The 16,885-nt window shown below is 73.6% G+C and carries 13 protein-coding genes and 1 pseudogene; 5 read left to right on the top strand and 9 right to left on the bottom strand.

The window, feature by feature from the left end; all coding sequences use genetic code 11:
* Positions 1–1,173 (bottom strand): ABC transporter permease (locus AE652_RS16525; protein WP_159028463.1); only part of this gene is annotated, 1,173 nt, incomplete at its 3' end.
* 210 nt (positions 1,174–1,383) lie between these two features.
* Positions 1,384–2,016 (bottom strand): DNA-binding response regulator, encoded by a 633-nt coding sequence (locus tag AE652_RS16520; RefSeq protein WP_049652150.1) that lies wholly within the window; start codon positions 2,014–2,016, stop codon positions 1,384–1,386.
* Between the two features lie 123 nt (positions 2,017–2,139).
* On the opposite strand from AE652_RS16520, the gene nth reads away from it, so the two are divergent.
* From nth to AE652_RS16500, 4 genes are all read left to right on the top strand, one after another.
* A complete protein-coding gene (gene nth / locus AE652_RS16515) occupies positions 2,140–3,033 on the top strand; it encodes an endonuclease III (RefSeq protein ID WP_082345768.1) in 894 nt (297 codons plus the stop codon).
* Positions 3,030–3,803: a CoA pyrophosphatase gene (locus tag AE652_RS16510; RefSeq protein WP_049652149.1), complete on the top strand. Its 774-nt coding sequence runs from the start codon at positions 3,030–3,032 to the stop codon at positions 3,801–3,803. The genes nth and AE652_RS16510 overlap by 4 nt, the downstream gene beginning before the upstream one ends.
* A 46-nt stretch (positions 3,804–3,849) precedes the next feature.
* A complete protein-coding gene (locus tag AE652_RS16505; protein ID WP_049652148.1) occupies positions 3,850–5,037 on the top strand; it encodes a MarP family serine protease in 1,188 nt (395 codons plus the stop codon).
* Positions 5,038–5,190: 153 nt separating this feature from the next.
* Positions 5,191–5,892 carry a metal-dependent hydrolase gene (locus tag AE652_RS16500; RefSeq protein WP_049652147.1) on the top strand — a complete coding sequence of 234 codons (702 nt, stop codon included), beginning with the start codon at positions 5,191–5,193 and terminating at the stop codon, positions 5,890–5,892.
* A 103-nt stretch (positions 5,893–5,995) separates the two neighbouring features.
* Here the strand turns inward: AE652_RS16500 and AE652_RS16495 are convergent, their stop codons facing one another.
* From AE652_RS16495 to AE652_RS16465, 7 genes are all read right to left on the bottom strand, one after another.
* Positions 5,996–6,205, bottom strand: a complete 210-nt coding sequence (locus AE652_RS16495; protein WP_159028462.1) for a hypothetical protein — start codon at positions 6,203–6,205, stop codon at positions 5,996–5,998.
* A gap of 221 nt (positions 6,206–6,426) precedes the next feature.
* The gene (locus AE652_RS16490) at positions 6,427–7,518 is read right to left on the bottom strand and encodes an alpha/beta fold hydrolase (protein WP_049652145.1); all 1,092 of its coding nucleotides are present in this window, start codon (positions 7,516–7,518) and stop codon (positions 6,427–6,429) included.
* Positions 7,519–7,728: 210 nt separating this feature from the next.
* Positions 7,729–8,205: a phage holin family protein gene (locus AE652_RS16485; protein ID WP_049652144.1), complete on the bottom strand. Its 477-nt coding sequence runs from the start codon at positions 8,203–8,205 to the stop codon at positions 7,729–7,731.
* A gap of 249 nt (positions 8,206–8,454) precedes the next feature.
* Positions 8,455–9,861 carry a Na+/H+ antiporter NhaA gene (gene nhaA, locus AE652_RS16480; RefSeq protein WP_082345767.1) on the bottom strand — a complete coding sequence of 469 codons (1,407 nt, stop codon included), beginning with the start codon at positions 9,859–9,861 and terminating at the stop codon, positions 8,455–8,457.
* A gap of 442 nt (positions 9,862–10,303) precedes the next feature.
* Positions 10,304–12,268: an acetate--CoA ligase gene (acs, locus tag AE652_RS16475; protein WP_049652143.1), complete on the bottom strand. Its 1,965-nt coding sequence runs from the start codon at positions 12,266–12,268 to the stop codon at positions 10,304–10,306.
* Between the two features lie 264 nt (positions 12,269–12,532).
* The gene (locus AE652_RS16470; RefSeq protein WP_082345766.1) at positions 12,533–14,965 is read right to left on the bottom strand and encodes a SulP family inorganic anion transporter; all 2,433 of its coding nucleotides are present in this window, start codon (positions 14,963–14,965) and stop codon (positions 12,533–12,535) included.
* 453 nt (positions 14,966–15,418) lie between these two features.
* Positions 15,419–16,426, bottom strand: coding sequence for an ATP-binding protein (locus AE652_RS16465; protein ID WP_049652142.1), 1,008 nt, complete (start codon positions 16,424–16,426; stop codon positions 15,419–15,421).
* Between the two features lie 216 nt (positions 16,427–16,642).
* On the opposite strand from AE652_RS16465, the pseudogene AE652_RS16460 reads away from it, so the two are divergent.
* Positions 16,643–16,885: pseudogene (locus AE652_RS16460) on the top strand (oxidoreductase); the annotation flags it as partial.

Raw genomic sequence — 16,885 nt, 5'->3', positions numbered from 1 at the left:
CGCCCGGGTGGGTTCGACCCGGGAGGCCCGGCGCGCGGCGGCCCGGACGGCCAGCTGGGCGGTGACGACGGTGCCGCCGAGGACGACCAGTGGGGCGGTCGGCCCGATGTGCAGCGGCACGTCCTGGCCGACCACCCCGCGGTCGGCCAGTACGCCCCGCAGCAGTGCGGCGAGGCCGGTCCCGGCCGGGAGGCCGACGACCGCGGCCGCGAGGGTCAGCAGCAGCGTCTCCAGCGCGATCATCCGCCGCACCTGCCCGGTGGTGGCGCCGACCGCCCGCAGCAGGGCCATCTCGCGCAGCCGCTGCTGGACGGAGAGCGCGAGCGCCCCGGCCACCACGAAGGTCGAGACGAGCAGCGACAGGACGCCCATCGTCCCGGCGAGCGAGGAGAGGGCGTCCCCGGGCCCGGACGTGCCGGTGAGCTCCAGCTCGCCGCGCTCGTCGCCGGTGTGCACCCGGGGCCCGGACCAGTCCGCCTCGCCGTCGCGGGCCCGTGCCTCGGCGAGCGCCCGCCGGGCCTGCCCGGCCAGCGCCCGCAGGTCGGTCCCCTCCGTGACGGTGATGCCGATCGCGTCCGCGCCGGTCGTCGTCCCGGCGAGCCGGGCGGCCTGCCCGGGGCTGAAGAAGAGCGCGCTCTGGCGGGACAACTCCCGTGGCGGCGCGGCCAGTCCGGACACGGTGTAGTCGCGCGGCGCCCCGGTGGTGGCCAGCCGTACGGTGCCGCCGGGCGCGACCCCGGCGCGGGCGGCCGTCGCGGTGTCGAGGACCACCTCGTCCGGTCCGGCCGGGGCGCGGCCGGAGGCCAGCCGGAACGGGGCGAGGGCGGCGCTCGTCCAGGAGTGCCCGAGCGAGGGGCCGCCCTGCGGTCCGGACAGGACCCGCCCGTCGGCGGTGGCCACGGCCGCCGGGAAGGAGAGCTCGGGGAGGGCGGCCGAGACGCCGGGCAGTTCGGCGAGTGCGCCGGTCAGCGGTCCGGCGTCCGGGATGCGATGGCCGTGGCCGATCACGAGGGGGGCCGCGGCGTACCGTTCGGTCGGCGTGCCCGCGCGCAGGCCGGACTCCAGCAGGACCCCGCAGGCGGTGGTCAGGACCAGGGCGCAGAGGAGCGCGGTGAAGGCTCCGGCGAAGCCCGCCTTCCGGGCCCGTACCGTCCGCCAGGCCAGCTTCAACACGTGGCTCAGCCCCCCGCCGGTACGCCCTCGATGACATCGCGAGCCTAGCTCCGGGTGCTTCGGACGGAATTCCCTTCGTTGACGAAGGAAGGCCTCGGTGAGCCGCGTCGTGGGCCGTCCACGGTCGGATCCATGGGAAACGCACGGTCCGTCGACCCGTCGCCCCGTGGATCCGTGGATCCAGTGACCCGACGCCTCCGGGTCGGCGGATCACCGGGAACGATCCGGACCCACCGTCGGCAGCCAGCCCATCTCCTCGGCGATCCGGATCGCGTCGACCCGGCCGCGGCCCCCGGTCTTGGCCACCGCGGCGGCCAGGTGGTTGCGCGCGGTGCCCGTCGAGACGAACAGCCGGGCGGCGATCTCGCTGACGGAGTCCCCCCGCGCCGCGAGCCGCAGGACCTCCGACTCCCGGGGCGTCAGCGGGTTCTCCCGGGTGTCCAGGGCGGCCAGCGCCAGCTCCGGGTCGACGACGCGCTCACCGGCGGCCACCTTGCGGATCGCCGCGGCCAGCTCCCGGGCCGGGGCGTCCTTCCCGAGGAACCCGAGCGCACGGGCGGAGAGCGCGGCGCGCAGGTGGGCGGGTCGCACCAGTCCGGTGAGGACCAGCGTCCGGCAGCCGGGGAGCTTCTCGTGCAGTTCGGCGGCCGCCCGCAGCCCGTCCAGTCCGGGCAGGTCGATGTCGAGCACCGCGACGTCCGGGCGCACCTCCAGGGCGGTCGGCACCACCTGGTCCCCGCGCTCCACGTCGGCGACGACCTCCAGGTCCTCCTCGTACGCGAGGAGGGCCATCAGCGCGCCGCGCACCATGCTCATGTCCTCTGCCAGCAGGACCCTGATCATCCGCACACTCCCCCTGTCAGGTGACGGCCACGGGCGGAGTTCATTAGACAACAGGCCTTGCCAGGGCGGGTTTCCGTGCTTGATCGGCCCCGAGCGGTCCTCCGGTCGGCGTAGCCTTCGTGCATGGCAGAGAGCAAGGTCCGGAAGGCCGCGGCGAAGAAGCCGGTGGCGGGGACGGCGGCGGTGAAGACGGCGGCGGTGAAGCCGAGGAAGCCGGAATCGCACCTGGCGATGGTGCGGCGGGCCCGGCGGATCAACCGCGAGCTGGCGGAGCTGTACCCGTACGCGCACCCGGAGCTGGACTTCGAGAACCCCTTCCAACTGCTGGTGGCCACCGTGCTGTCGGCGCAGACCACCGACCTCCGGGTGAACCAGACCACCCCGGCGCTGTTCGCGAAGTACCCGACGCCGGAGGACATGGCGGCGGCGAACCCGGAGGAGCTGGAGGAGGTCATCCGCCCGACCGGATTCTTCCGGAACAAGGCGAAGTCGCTCATCGGCCTGTCGATAGCGCTGCGCGACGAGTTCGGCGGCGAGGTCCCCGGTCGGCTGGCCGACCTGGTGACCCTGCCCGGCGTCGGCCGCAAGACCGCCAACGTCGTCCTCGGCAACGCCTTCGGGGTCCCCGGCATCACCGTGGACACCCACTTCGGGCGGCTGGCCCGCCGGTTCGCCTGGACCACCGAGGACGACCCGGTGAAGGTCGAGGCGGCCGTCGCCGAGATCTTCCCGAAGTCGGAGTGGACGATGCTCTCGCACCGGGTGGTCTTCCACGGCCGCCGGATCTGCCACTCCCAGAAGCCCGCCTGCGGCGCCTGCCCGATCGCGCCGCTCTGCCCCTCGTACGGCGAGGGGGAGACCGACCCGGAGAAGGCACGCAAGCTGTTGAAGTACGAGATGGGCGGCCAGCCCGGGCAGCGGCTGCGGCCGCCGGCCGACTTCCCCGGGGAGGCGGCCGCCCGTGCGGACGCCGCCGTCCACCACGGACAGGTCGCGGACCTGGCGGTGGACGCGTGAGCGGGCGGTGCGGGCACCCCGGGCCGGAGGCCGGGGGAGTCGCGCGGGGCATCGAGCTGGACGGGCTGCCGGCCTGGCTGGAGCCGGTCCGGGAGGCGGCCGAGCGGGTGATGCCGGAGCAGCTGAGCCGGTTCCTGCCGCCAGCCGAGGGCGGCCGTCCGGCGGCCGTGCTGATGCTGTTCGGCGAGGGGCCGCAGGGCCCGGACCTGCTGCTGATCGAGCGGGCCCGCTCGCTGCGCTCGCACGCCGGGCAGCCGTCCTTCCCGGGCGGCGCGCTGGATCCGGAGGACGGCGACCCGAACGGCCCGGGCCCGATCGCGGCGGCGCTGCGCGAGGCCTGGGAGGAGACCGGCCTGGACCCGGCCGGGGTGCAGGTGTTCGCGGAGCTGCCCCGGCTGTACATCCCGGTGAGCAGCTTCGTGGTGACCCCGGTGCTCGGCTGGTGGCGCGAGGAGTCGCCGGTACGCCCGGTGGACGCGGCGGAGACCGGCGCGGTGTTCCGGGTCACCGTCGCGGAGCTGGCGGACCCGGAGAACCGGGTGCGGCTGCGCCATCCGTCCGGGCACGTCGGGCCCGCCTTCGCGGTCGCCGGGCGGCTGGTCTGGGGCTTCACCGCCGGGGTGATCGACCGGGTGCTGCACCACAGCGGCCTGGAGCTGCCCTGGGACCCGTCCAAGGTCGTCGACCTGTCGGACGAGGCGCTGGCCCTGGTCCAGGGCGACCTCGAACACTCCCGGGTGCTGCCGGGCGGCGACGCCGACGCTTCGTGACGGGCCGCCGGCGCGTCCGGCGCGCGGGCCGTGGGAGGGTGTCCGAGTGAACGTCCTGGATGTGCTGCTGATCGCCGCGGCCGTGGCATTCGCCGTGTCGGGCTACCGGCAGGGCTTCGTGGTCGGCGTGCTCTCACTGGTCGGCTTCCTCGGCGGCGGCCTGCTCGCCGTCGAGCTGCTGCCGCTGCTGCTGCTCGACCACATCGGCCCCGGCACGACGGCCTCGGTGGTGGCCGTGGTGGTGGTGATCGTCCTCGCCGCGATCGGCCAGGCGGTCACCGCGCACTTCGGCTGGAAGCTGCGCGGGCACATCGGCCGCCGCCCGGCCCGGGTGCTGGACGCGAGCGGCGGCGCGGTGGTGAACGTCGTCTCGATGCTGCTGGTGGCCTGGCTGATCGGTTCGGCGCTGGCCGGGGCGTCGCTCCCGACGGTCTCCAAGCAGGTCCGGTCCTCGGCGGTCCTCGGCGGGGTGCAGAACGCGCTGCCCGACGACGCGCCGAACTGGTTCTCGGACTTCTCCAAGGTGCTCGCCCGCAACGGCTTCCCGCAGGTCTTCAACCCCTTCGAGCACGAGCCGATCACCCAGGTCGACAGCCCCGACCCCGCGCTGGCCGGCAGCCCGGCGGTGGCGCGGGCCCGGCAGAGCCTGGTCAAGGTGGTCGGCACGGCGACCTCCTGCGGCAAGACCCTGGAGGGCAGCGGCTTCGTCTTCGCCCCGCACCGGGTGATGACCAACGCCCACGTGGTCGGCGGGGTCAACGAGCCGACCGTGCAGATCGGCGGCGTCGGTCAGCTGTACGACGCGACGGTGGTCCGCTACGACTGGCAGCGCGACATCGCCGTCCTGGACGTGCCCAAGCTGAACGCGCCCCCGCTGGCCTTCGCGGGCGAGGCCAGGACCAACGACAGCGCGATCGTGGCCGGCTTCCCGGAGAACGGCGCCTTCAACGTCCAGCCGGCCCGCATCCGCGGCCGGATCCAGGCCAACGGCCCGGACATCTACCACCGCGGCCAGGTGGTCCGCGACGTCTACTCGGTGCGTTCGCTGGTCCGGCAGGGCAACAGCGGCGGACCGCTGCTCACCCCGGACGGCGAGGTGTACGGCGTGGTCTTCGCCAAGTCCCTGGACAGCGCGGACACCGGCTACGTGCTGACCGCGGCCGAGGTGCGCGAGGACGCCGTGCAGGGCGGCGCCGCGACCGCCCGGGTGGACACCCAGGGCTGCGCGCTCTGACCGGGGGGCCGGAGCCCGGGGAGTCGCGCCGGGCCGGAGCGGCCGATATCCGTCGCTCCGTCAGACGGCACTGGTAGCCTCGGCCGCGCTCACCCGTTCGGCTCAACCGGGTGCCGTCCCGGGGTGGGCCCGACAGGAGGTCGTGGCAGTCCGATGATGGGTCACTCGCACGCGGTGAGCGGGGCGATGCTGTACGCGGCCTCGGCCCCCTTCCTGCCCCCGCTGCTGCTGCACACCACCCTGCAGCCCGCGGACATACTGATGGGCACGGTGCTGTGCGCGGGCGCGGCTCTGCTGCCGGACCTCGACCACCACGACGGCTCGATCGCCAACTTCCTCGGTCCGGTCTCCAAGATGCTCTGCCGGTTCGTGGCCTGGATCTCCGGCGGCCACCGGCACGCCACCCACTCGCTGCTGTTCGTCGCGCTGATGGGCGCCGGCACCTGGGCCGGGGTCACGTACCTGGGCCGCTACTTCACCCTCGGGCTGACCTTCTTCCTGCTGGCGCTCGCCATCCGGGCGCTGCGGCTCTGCCCGCCGGGCGACGGCCCGGAGGCGTGGATCACCGTCATCGGCCTGGCCGCGCTCGGCACCTTCGGGATGAACACCTGGATGCCCAACTCGCCCGGCTGGCTGCCGTACGCGGTGGCCCTGGGCACGCTGGCGCACCTGCTCGGCGACTGCCTGACCAAGAAGGGCGCGCCGCTGCTCTGGCCGCACAAGGAGCGCTACGAGGTCGTGCTGATCAAGCGCAGCGGCAACAGCGTCGAGACCAAGGTGCTGGTGCCGATCATGTCGGTGGCGACCTTCGTCCTGCTCTGGTTCACCGCGCTGTCGCCGACGATCGTGAACTGAGGCGACGGTGTCTGTGACGACGGTGAACTGAACGGGCCTGTCGGGCCCGCCGGGCGCTTCCGGCGCCCGGCGCACCGGCCGATGGTGGACGCGGCGCGAGGCCTCAGGTCTCGCGCCGCAGTCGTGCGCCCACCCAGCGGGCGCGCCGGCCGAGGATGCGGGGGATGCCGAGCTGCCGCCGCTCCGTGCGCTGACGGCCGTCGGGGCCGTCGAAACCGAGGTCGTCCGCCCGGTCGGGCCGGTGGGCGGAGCGCTGGGGGCTGTTGTGACGTCGGCCGCGCGGGGCGCCGCCGCTTTCGGGCATCCAACTCATACCGGAAGGGATGCCCCTGGGCCGGTGGAGGTAACCGCCCGGGCCTCGCCGAAATTGGCCTATGCGGTTGTCATATGAGCGTAAAGATAGGGGAGTTGGGGCCGCGGGCCCGTCCCGTGGACCGCACGTACGGCCGCGTCCCCGCCCGGTACGGCCGTGCCCCCGTTCCGTACGGCCGTGCCCCCGGTTCGTGCGGCCGCACCGGGCGGGACCGTACCGGGTCACTCCTTGTGGCGGCCGATCCAGTCCAGCAGCTCGGCGGTGAACTCCTCCGGCGCCTCCTCGTGCGGGAAGTGCCCGACCCCCGGCAGCAGCCGCCAGCGGTACGGCGCCGCGACGTACTCGCCGCCGCCGAGCGCGGTGTGCGACAGCAGCACCGGGTCCGCGGCGCCCTGGACGTGCAGGGTCGGCGCGGTGATCGGCTTCTTCATCCGCCGGGCGAACTGGATGCCGTCCGGCCGGGCCATCGAGCGCAGCAGCCAGCGGTACGGCTCGATCGAGCAGTGGGCGGTGCTGGGGATCTGGATCGCCTGCCGGTACGCGTGCAGCGCGGCCTCGTCCAGGCCGTTCGGACCGGTCCAGGAGGTCAGGTAGCGGCCGACCAGCTCGGCGTCGTCGGCCACCAGGCGGCGTTCCGGTATCCACGGCCGCTGGAAGCCCAGCACGTGGTCGAAGGCGGCGAACTGCCGGCGGTCGGTCAGCAGCGCGCGGCGCAGGTCCCGCGGGTGCGCGGCGGAGACCACGGTGAGGCTCTGGATGACGGACGGCCGCATCACCGCCGCCACCCAGGCCAGGGTGCCGCCGGAGGCGTGCCCGACCAGGTGCGCCCGGCGCTCGCCGAGCGAGCGGATCACCCCGGTGATGTCCAGGGCGAGGTTGCCCGGGTCGTACCCCCGCGGGGTGCGGTCGCTGCCGCCTATGCCGCGCAGGTCGAGCGCCACCGCCCGGTAGCCGGCCTCGGCGAGCGCGGTCAGCTGGTGGCGCCAGGCCCACCAGTACTCGGGCCAGCCGTGCACCAGCAGCACCAGCGGGCCGGAGCCCAGCTCGGCGATGTGGAAGCGGGCGCCGTTGGCCGCGAGGTCGCGGTGCGTCCACGGGCCGGGCTGCCGGACGTTCCAGGCCTCGCCGCTCTCCGCCGAGGTCCCGGCGGAGAGCGGACTGTTGTCCTCGGGGCCGGTGTCCTCGGAGGCGGCGCCGGGGCCGCCGGGGCCTTCGGGGCCTTCGGGAGTGAGCCCGGCGCCGGAGTCAGGACCGGAGTCGGGGCCGGAGTCGGCGGACGGCTGCGCGGGCACGGGCGTCTGGTCAAGCGGCATACCGAGAGCGTGTCACATCCGCGCGTCGGACACGTGCCCGGCACTCGTTGTCGGCCGGTCCGGCGCCCGTCGACGCGGCGCCGTCCGCCCCCTGCCGTTGCCCTGCTGCTGCCCTGGCGTCCTCCTGCCGCAGCCCCGGCGGCGCCGGGTCGGTGACGGTACGCCGGTTATGGGGCGCCGGTTGCCGGGCGCCGGTTGTGGGACGCCGGTTTACGGGATGCGGCCGAAGGCCCGGTCGATCTCCTCCTGGGTGGCCGGGCGCGGCCGGGCGTTCTTCAGCACGTCGGCGGTCTTCTGGGCGCCCTCGATGGTGCGCACCGGCTTCTCGATCTTCTTGAACGAGCGCCAGGCCAGCATCCCGAGCAGCACCGCGAGCAGCAGGTAGGCGCCCGCCACGATCAGGAAGGACCAGCCCAGCGACAGGCCCAGCGCGTGGATGCCGAAGGCCGCCGCGGCGCTCAGCATCGGGATGGAGAACAGCGCCACCACGCCGGCGACGATCAGCGAGACGCCGCCCGAGACGCCGCGCTTGACGTCCGCCCGGATCTCGGACTTGGCGAGCGCGATCTCGTCGTGGACCAGCGCGGACAGGTCGGCGGTGGCCGCCGCGAACAGCTGCCCCACCGAACGCTCGCCCTCGTAGGGCGCCCGGCCGTTGCTGGACGGGTCTGCGGCTCCTGCGGGCATCAGCGGTTCTCCTCTGCGGCTGTACGGCGTGACGCCGCCGCGGGTGTGCGGTTCCGGGGGCCGGTGGGGGGTCCGGAGGCGTCTGTGGGTTGTCGACAGCTCAGAATCATGCCCCTACCGGTCAGTCGGACACCACTCCGGGGCCCCGCCGGAGGGACGTGTCCCGGCGGCCGGGGCGCTCCGGAGGCCTCCCGGAGGGGTTTGCGGGGCGCTTTTCCGGAGGGGTTCTCCAGGGGGCTCCCAGGTGCCTCAGCCGGGCTGGCCGGGCCGGTCCCGGGGGTCGGGGGCGGGGTCCTGCCCCTCGTCGGTCGTCGGGCGGGCCGCCTCGCCGACCCGTGCCCGCCAGGCCGGGTCGTCCTCCTGGTAGACGTCCGGGACACCGTCCCCGTCCAGGTCCCGGTCCTCCTCCTCGCACAGCTCGCGGTAGTGCCGGTTGCGCAGCTTCAGCAGGACCGTGGCGACCGCCGCGGCGAGCACCGAGCCGACCAGCACGGCCGTCTTGGCCCGGGCGGCGAGCGCCGGGTCGTCCGGGAAGGCCAGCTCGCTGATCAGCAGCGAGACGGTGAAACCTATGCCCGCGAGCACCGAGACCGCGACCATGTCGGCCCACTTGAGCCGCGGGTTCAGCTCGGCCCTGGTGAACCGGGCGGTCAGCCAGGCGCCGCCCAGCACGCCCACCGACTTGCCGACCAGCAGGCCGATCACGATGCCGAGCGGTGCGGCCTGGGTGAACACCTCGCGCAGCTTCGGACCGGAGACGGCCACGCCGGCCGAGAACAGGGCGAACACCGGGACGGCCAGGCCGGCCGAGAACGGGCGGACCAGGTGCTCGATGTGCTCGCCGGGGGAGTGCTGCTCGTCGCCCTCCCGGTGGCAGCGGAGCATCAGGCCCATCGCGACGCCCGCCACCGTGGCGTGGATGCCGCTCTCGTGCATCAGCGCCCAGTTCACGACGGCCAGCGGCACGAAGAGGTACCAGCCGTGGACACCGCGCCGGTGCAGGAACCAGAACAGCACCAGCCCGGCGAAGGCGAGGCCGAGCGCCCAGAACTTGATGCCGTGGCTGTAGAAGATCGCGATGATCAGGATCGCGATCAGGTCGTCGACGACCGCCAGGGTGAGCAGGAAGGCGCGCAGCGCGGACGGCAGGTGGCTGCCGACCACGGCCAGCACGCCGAGCGCGAAGGCGATGTCGGTGGCGGTCGGGATCGCCCAGCCGCCGGGGTGCCCGCCGGGGCCGGAGTTCACCAGGGCGAAGAGGATCGCGGGCAGCGCCACCCCGCAGACGGCGGCGACCACGGGCAGCAGCGCGGCACTGGGCGTGCGCAGCTCACCCGCGACGAACTCGCGCTTGAGCTCGATCCCGGCGACGAAGAAGAAGATCGTCAGCAGGCCGTCCTTGGCCCAGGTGGCCAGGGAGAGGTCGAGGTGGAGCGGGGCGGAGGGGCCGACGGTGTAGTCGAGCACGCTCTGGTAGGCCTGCGGCCAGACGTTGGCCCAGATCAGCGCGATGACGGCGGCGCCCAGCAGCAGCATGCCGCCGACCGTCTCGGTGCGCAGGGCGTCGGTGATGAAGGTGCGCTCGGGCAGTGACAGCCGGCCGAGGAACTGCCGGCGGCGGTTCGTCGGCTCATGGACGGGCGGCTGGTCGGTCACGGGGACCTCCTGGGGCTGGGAGCGGCAACGGATGCACGGGTGGTGCAGTTGCCGACCAGACTTCCCGGCGCGCCCTGTGACGCCCGCGACTCCCGTCAGGGATCTTGATGCGTCCTTAATAGTCTAGCGGGACGTTTGGGTGACATCCGGATTGTCCTATCCAAGGACTTAAGCCCTACGAGCCGGTTCTGCACTCCGGAGGAGCAGCGACCCGGCACCCGAACGGCCGCTCTGTACCCGAACGGGTGCGGAAGCGGCGGTTGACGGAACGACCGGCGGAACGACCGGCGAGACGGCCGACGAGACGGTTGTCGTACGGCTGACGAAACGGATGGCGAAACGGCTGTGCCCCGGACGGTGATCACCGTCCGGGGCACAGCCGTTGTCTCAGTGGGTCAGCCGTCGCGGACCCGGAGGGTCAGCGGCCGCCGGCCCGGTGGGCTCAGCCGTTGCCGTTGCCGTTGTCCGAGGACGGCAGCTGGGCCTGGATCTGGCTCATCACCGTGCTGTCCGCCAGGGTGGTGGTGTCACCGACCTCGCGGCCCTCGGCGATGTCGCGCAGCAGGCGGCGCATGATCTTGCCGGAGCGGGTCTTCGGCAGCTCGCCGACCACCTTGATCTGCTTCGGCTTGGCGATCGGGCCGAGCGTGCGGCCGACGTGGGCCCGCAGCTCCTCGACCAGCTCGGGGCTCTCGGTGGCACCGCCGCGCAGGATCACGAAGGCGACGATGGCCTGGCCGGTGGTGGCGTCGGTCGCGCCGACCACGGCGGACTCGGCCACGGACGGGTGGCCGACCAGGGCCGACTCGACCTCGGTGGTCGAGATGTTGTGGCCCGAGACGAGCATGACGTCGTCCACCCGGCCGAGCAGCCAGATGTCCCCGTCCTCGTCCTTCTTGGCGCCGTCACCGGCGAAGTAGCGGCCCTCGAAGCGCGACCAGTAGGTGTCGATGTAGCGCTGGTCGTCGCCCCAGATGGTGCGCAGCATGGACGGCCACGGCTCGGTGAGCACCAGGTAGCCGCCGGAGCCGTTCGGCACCTCGGCGGCGTTGTCGTCCACCACGGTGGCCGCGATGCCCGGCAGGGCGCGCTGGGCCGAGCCCGGCTTGGTCTCGGTGACGCCTGGCAGCGGGCTGATCATGATGGCGCCCGTCTCGGTCTGCCACCAGGTGTCCACGATCGGACACGTGCCGCCGCCGATGTGCTCCCGGTACCAGATCCAGGCCTCGGGGTTGATCGGCTCGCCGACGCTGCCCAGCACCCGCAGCGAGGACAGGTCGAACTTCGCGGGGATGTCGTCGCCCCACTTCATGAAGGTGCGGATCGCGGTCGGCGCGGTGTAGAGGATGGTCACGCCGTACTTCTGGACGATCTCCCAGAACCGGCCCTGGTGCGGGGTGTCCGGGGTGCCCTCGTAGATGACCTGGGTGGCGCCGTTGGAGAGCGGCCCGTAGACGATGTACGAGTGGCCGGTGACCCAGCCGATGTCGGCGGTGCACCAGTAGACGTCGGTCTCCGGCTTGAGGTCGAAGACCGCGTGGTGGGTGTAGCTGGCCTGGGTGAGGTAGCCGCCCGAGGTGTGCAGGATGCCCTTGGGCTTACCGGTGGTGCCCGAGGTGTAGAGGATGAACAGCGGGTGCTCGGCGTCGTGCGCCTCGGGGGTGTGCTCGGTGGACTGGCGCGCGGTGATCTCGTGCCACCAGACGTCGCGGCCCTCGGTCCACGGGATGTCCTGCCCGGTGCGGCGGACCACCAGGACGTGCTCGACGCCGTCGACCTTGGTGAGCGCCTCGTCGATGGCCGGCTTGAGGGCGGAGGGCTTGCCGCGCCGGTAGCCGCCGTCGGCGGTGATGACGAGCTTGGCCTCGGCGTCCTGGATGCGGGAGGCGACGGCGTCGGAGGAGAAGCCGCCGAAGACCACCGAGTGGGTGGCGCCGATCCGGGCACAGGCGAGCATCGCGACGACCGCCTCGGCGATCATCGGCAGGTAGACGGCGACCCGGTCGCCCTTGCGGACGCCGAGCTCCAGCAGCGCGTTCGCGGCCTGCGAGACCTCGTCCTTGAGCTGGGCGTACGTGATCGAACGGCCGTCGCCGGGCTCGCCCTCGAAGTGGATGGCGACCCGGTCGCCCAGGCCGTTCTCCACGTGGCGGTCGACGCAGTTGTACGCGACATTGAGCTTGCCGTCGGCGAACCACTTGGCGAAGGGAGGGTTGGACCAGTCGAGGGTCTCGGTCGGCTCGACGGCCCAGGTGAGGCGACGGGCCTGCTCGGCCCAGAAGCCCAGACGGTCCTCGGAGGCCTGCGCGTACGCGGCCACGGTGACGTTGGCGGCGGCGGCGAGCTCTGCCGGAGGGGCGAAGCGCCGCTCCTCCTTGAGCAGGTTGGCCAGGCTCTCGTTGCTCAACGCGCACTCCTCATCGAGTCATGATCGGGGGCGATCCCGTGCGTGGGGATTGTCCCGTGTGTCCCAGCGCACAGCTCACCAGGCGAACGGGGCAGTTGACAAGAGGCTCCTGTGAATTGGTGTAGACCTTTGACCGACGGGCGGGCGGCGGCCGACCGGCGACCGGCCGGCCTCGCGTCCGGTCCGCCGCGGAGGACCGGACGACCGTTCGGGGGTGGGTGGGCCCGTGCCCCGGCCCGCCCGGCGGGGACACGGACCCGGCTCTCAGGCGGCCAGCCGGGGGCCCTCCTCGCCGCCCTCGACCGGAACCCGATCATCCTCCTTCACCCGTTCGGCCGATGCTGCGTTCGGCCGGACATCGGGGCCGGTTCCGATGGGGGCCTCGGTGTGGTGTTCGATTCCGTTCGCGTCCTTCCCGGTGCGGGCCTCGACCGGGCTGAACGTCCCGGCGGCCCGGTCGAGGACGTAGGCCTGGGCCGTCGCGAGGTCGAAGTACATCCCGACCAGCCGCAGGGTGCCCTCCTCGACCCGGCGCTCCACCGCCGGGTTGGCCAGCAACTGGTCCAGCTGCTGGACCACGTTGGTGATGCAGAGCCGCTCCACGACGTCCACCGCGGGCCGGGCGGCGAACTCCGCCGGGACCCGTCGGAGCCGGTCCAGCGAGCCGCGGCCGTTGCGCAGCCAGCGGGTCAGCGGGGTGGGCGGTCCGGGGCGCTCGTGCACGCCGTCCAGCAGGGCCTGCATCGCGCCGCAGCCGGAGTGGCCGCAGACCGTGATCGAGCGAACCTCCAGCACCTCGACCGCGTACTGCACCGCGGCGGCCACCGAGTCGTCCGCCGCGCCGGGTTCGTGCGGGGCCGGCACCAGGTTGCCCACGTTCCGCACGGTGAACAGGTCCCCCGGACCGCTGTTGGTGATCATGCTGGTGACCATCCGGGAGTCCGCGCAGGTCAGGAAGAGCTGGGAGGGCGTCTGCCCCTCGCGCGCCAGCCGGGCGAGTTCCGGCCGGACCAGCGGGGCGGTGTGCAGCTGGAACACCCGGACGCCGTCCAGCAGTCGGCCGTGCGGGTCTTCCTGCTGCTCGATGCAGTGGTGGCCGACCCAGGGCGTCCAGGCCCGGCAGCGGTGCGGGCCCGGTGAACTGCCCGCACGCACGGTGCCGTCCGGGTCGAGCACCTCGTCGTCCTGGCGGCGCGTCACCATCGAGACCAGGCCGCCCGCCTCCTGGTGCCCGGCCCGCCAGGTGTGCAGCGTCTCGTACGCGGCGTGGTCCAGGAAGGAGCCGTCGTGGACCACGGTGACCTCGGCCCCGGCCGGGATGCCGGCCAGTGCCCGACCGAGCCGGGGCACGGTGGTGAAGGTGAGCGGGCCGTGCGTCCGGACGGTGACCGCGCCCCCGGGGCCGGTCTCCACGTCCACGTGGGCGCGGGTCAGCCGGTAGAGGGCGAGCAGGACGGCGGTGCCGGCGCCGATCGCGACGCCCCACAGCACGCCGGCGGCCACCACACCGAGCACGGTGATCAGGTAGACCGGGAACTCGCGGTGCCGGTGCACCTTGCGGATGTGCGCGAAGCTCACCATCTGCAGCCCGACCACCAGCACCAGCGCGGCGAGCGCGGCCAGGGGGATCCGGCGCAGTCCGCCGGTCAGCGCCAGCGCGGCGGCCAGCACCCAGACGCCGTGCAGCACCGAGGCCCACCTGGTCTGGCCACCGGCCCGCACGTTGGCGGTGCTGCGCACCGCGCCCCCGGCGACCGGCAGCCCGCCGACCAGTCCGCTCACCAGGTTGGCGAGGCCCTGCCCACGCAGTTCGCGGTCGAGGTCGCCGGTGCGGCGGGACATCCGGTCGGTCGCGACGGCGGACAGCAGCGACTCCACGCTGGCCACGGCGGTGACGGTGAGGACGGCGGCGAGCAGCCCGAGGACCGGGCCGTGCGGCAGCGCGGGCAGGAGCGCCTGCGGCCGCCAGGCGGGCAGCTCGATGTGGGCGAGCCGCAGGTCCAGGGCGAACACGAGGGCGGTGGCCAGTGCGACCCCGGCCAGCGGGCCGGGGACCCTGGCCAGCCGGGCGCCGAACTCGCCCGCTCGGCCGGGCAGTCGGCCGAGCCGGGGCCAGCCGACCAGGACGGCCACGGTCACCGCGCCGGCCAGCAGTGCGGGTGGGTGCGGGCCGGCCAACTGGCCGGGAAGGGCCAGGATGTCGGCGATCGCGGAGCTCTGCGGCGAGCCGCCGAGGACGACGTGCAACTGCGCGATGGCGATGGTGATCCCGACCCCCGCCAGCATGCCGTGCACGATCGCGGGCGAGACGGCGAGCGCGGTCCGGGCCACCCGGCGTGCGCCGAGCAGGAGTTGGAGCAGGCCGGCGGCGACGGTGATGGCGCAGGTGGCCCGCCAGCCGTACTGGGCGATCAGTCCGGCGGTGATCACCGTCAGCGCCGCCGAGGGGCCACTGACCTGGAGCGGTGTGCCGCCGAACAGCCCGACCACGATGCCGCCCACGGCCGCGGCGGCCAGGCCGGCGGTGAGCGGGGCGCCGGTGGCGAGCGCGATGCCGAGGGAGAACGGCACGGCGATCAGAAAGACCACGAGGGACGCGGAGAGGTCCTGGGCCCACCGGATGCGGGGGCCCGCGCCCGGCGGCGCGTGGTCGGTGGTGTCGGAGGCGATGGGGGCACTGGAGATGTCGAGGGTCATTGTCTTCCCGTCTGTCCGGGGGAGCGAACGCAGTCAGGTCCGGCGGTGAATCCGGGGTGGGGCTCCGGGGCGGATCGGCTGTCGTGGGCGCGACGGTGTGGCGGGATGGCGTGGGCGCGGCGGGGGAGTGCGGGTGTCACCGGCCGGCGTTGACCATCAGGCCCGCCAGGGCTTCGGGCGAGGTGCGGGACGTCTCACCGGGGGCCACCGGGCGAACCATCAAGACTCGGTAAACCGAGGGTAATGAAAGCTTTGCACAGCGTGGTTCCGGGAGGGAAGCGGAAAACCCCCTGATTCACCCCAATGGGTGGTGGCCTAACGGTCGGGAATCTGCTGGTCGCAGCGGTCGTGGCTCCCGTCCGCCGGGGTCGGCTCCGGGGCCGGGCGCGGCGAACGGGCCGCGACCTCCCGGAGCGGGGGAGGTCGCGGCCCGTTCGGCGGCGGTGGTGGGGGTCAGGCGCGGGCGCCCGCCGGGGCGGTGCGCGTGTCGCCGTCCGCGAACCCGCCCAGGACGAAGTCCTCGTCCACCTGGGTCGCGAGGTCGATGCCGACCTTGGAGTTGGCCCAACTCTCCGCGTTGCGGCGGTGGAAGAGCACCGCCTGCTCGGTGTAGCGGCGCGCGTCCCGCCGCCCGTACGCCGCGTCGGCCTCGATCCGCAGCTCCTCCAGCACGGCCCGGTCGGCCGTCTCCAGGGACTTCAGCGGCGGTTCGGCGCCCTGCTCCAGGCGGCGCACCCAGTCCGACTGCCGGAAGGTGGTGAGCAGGTCGTCGCCGACCTCGCGGCGCAGGAAGGCCAGGTCGTCCGGCCCCTGCACCTTGTTGCCGACCACCCGCAGCCGCACGCCGAAGTCGCGGGCGTAGTCCTTGTACTGGCGGTAGACGGAGACGCCCTTGCGGGTCGGTTCGGCGACCAGGAAGGTCAGGTCGAAGCGGGTGAACAGGCCGGAGGCGAAGGAGTCCGAGCCCGCGGTCATGTCGGTCACCAGGTACTCGCCCGGGCCGTCCAGCAGGTGGTTGAGCAGCAGCTCCACCGCGCCGACCTTGGAGTGGTAGCAGGCCACCCCGAGGTCCTCCTCGGTGAACGCGCCGGTCGCCAGCAGCCGGACCGAGCCCTCGTCCAGCGCGATCGGGCGGGCGCAGGCGGCGTAGACCGGGTTCTCTTCGACGATCCGCAGCAGTCGCGAACCGCGGCCGGGCGGCGTGGTTTTGATCATCTCGTCGGAGGAGCGGATGAGCGGGTTGCTGCCGCGCAGGTACTCCTTGATCTCCGGCAGGTGCCCGCCCAGTGAGGGCAGGGCTGCGGCCTGATCGTCCGTCAGGCCCAGCGCGGGGCCCAGGTGCTGGTTGATGTCGGCGTCCACGGCGACGACCGGCCGGCCCAGGGCTGCCAGGTGGCGGATGAACAGCGCGGACAGCGTGGTCTTCCCGCTGCCGCCCTTGCCGACGAAGGCGATCTTCATCTGGGGACTCCGGCTCTCGCTCAGGGCCCTCGCTGCGGGCCGTCCGCCCAGGGGCCGCGCGACGCGCTCCCTAGTTGGAAATCGTTATCGTCTCCGATAGTGGCCATGCTAGCCGGGGTTTGGGTGTCGCCGGGGGCGGGAAGTGAGGATTGCCTCTAACGGGTGATGCGGGGTTGCTGTTCCGGGAGGGGCGGCCCGTTCATTACTCTCGGGTAGGTGAGCACTGGAACTGATCCCCTCGCCCCGCTGGCCCAGCTCCCCGGGGTGCCCGACGCGGTCGCCGAGGTGCGCAAGGCCGTCGACCGGCTCTACGGCCACCGGGTGATGCGCCGCCGCGCGGCCGAGGTCACCTCCGAGTCCGCGCTGCGCGGCGCCCGCGCGTCGGCGGCCCTGGCCGGGGCCGACTGGCCGCTGGAGGAGGTCCGCCGCCGCAGCGACTTCGGGGCGGACCCCGAGGCC

Origin of the sequence: Kitasatospora sp. MY 5-36 (assembly GCF_001182915.1) — a bacterium.
In the GTDB taxonomy this organism is placed as follows: Bacteria; Actinomycetota; Actinomycetes; order Streptomycetales; family Streptomycetaceae; genus Kitasatospora.
Note: the sequence above shows the minus strand (reverse complement) of the source record. Positions and strands in the feature narration are given on the sequence as shown.

Coding starts and splice junctions, on each gene's coding strand:
- AE652_RS16485 (WP_049652144.1), bottom strand. CDS start 8,205: ATGCCCGCAGGAGCCGCAGACCCGTCCAGCAACGGCCGGGCGCCCTAC.
- AE652_RS16500 (WP_049652147.1), top strand. CDS start 5,191: ATGATGGGTCACTCGCACGCGGTGAGCGGGGCGATGCTGTACGCGGCC.
- nth (WP_082345768.1), top strand. CDS start 2,140: ATGGCAGAGAGCAAGGTCCGGAAGGCCGCGGCGAAGAAGCCGGTGGCG.
- AE652_RS16470 (WP_082345766.1), bottom strand. CDS start 14,965: ATGACCCTCGACATCTCCAGTGCCCCCATCGCCTCCGACACCACCGAC.
- AE652_RS16465 (WP_049652142.1), bottom strand. CDS start 16,426: ATGAAGATCGCCTTCGTCGGCAAGGGCGGCAGCGGGAAGACCACGCTG.
- AE652_RS16520 (WP_049652150.1), bottom strand. CDS start 2,016: ATGATCAGGGTCCTGCTGGCAGAGGACATGAGCATGGTGCGCGGCGCG.
- AE652_RS16495 (WP_159028462.1), bottom strand. CDS start 6,205: ATGAGTTGGATGCCCGAAAGCGGCGGCGCCCCGCGCGGCCGACGTCAC.
- AE652_RS16490 (WP_049652145.1), bottom strand. CDS start 7,518: ATGCCGCTTGACCAGACGCCCGTGCCCGCGCAGCCGTCCGCCGACTCC.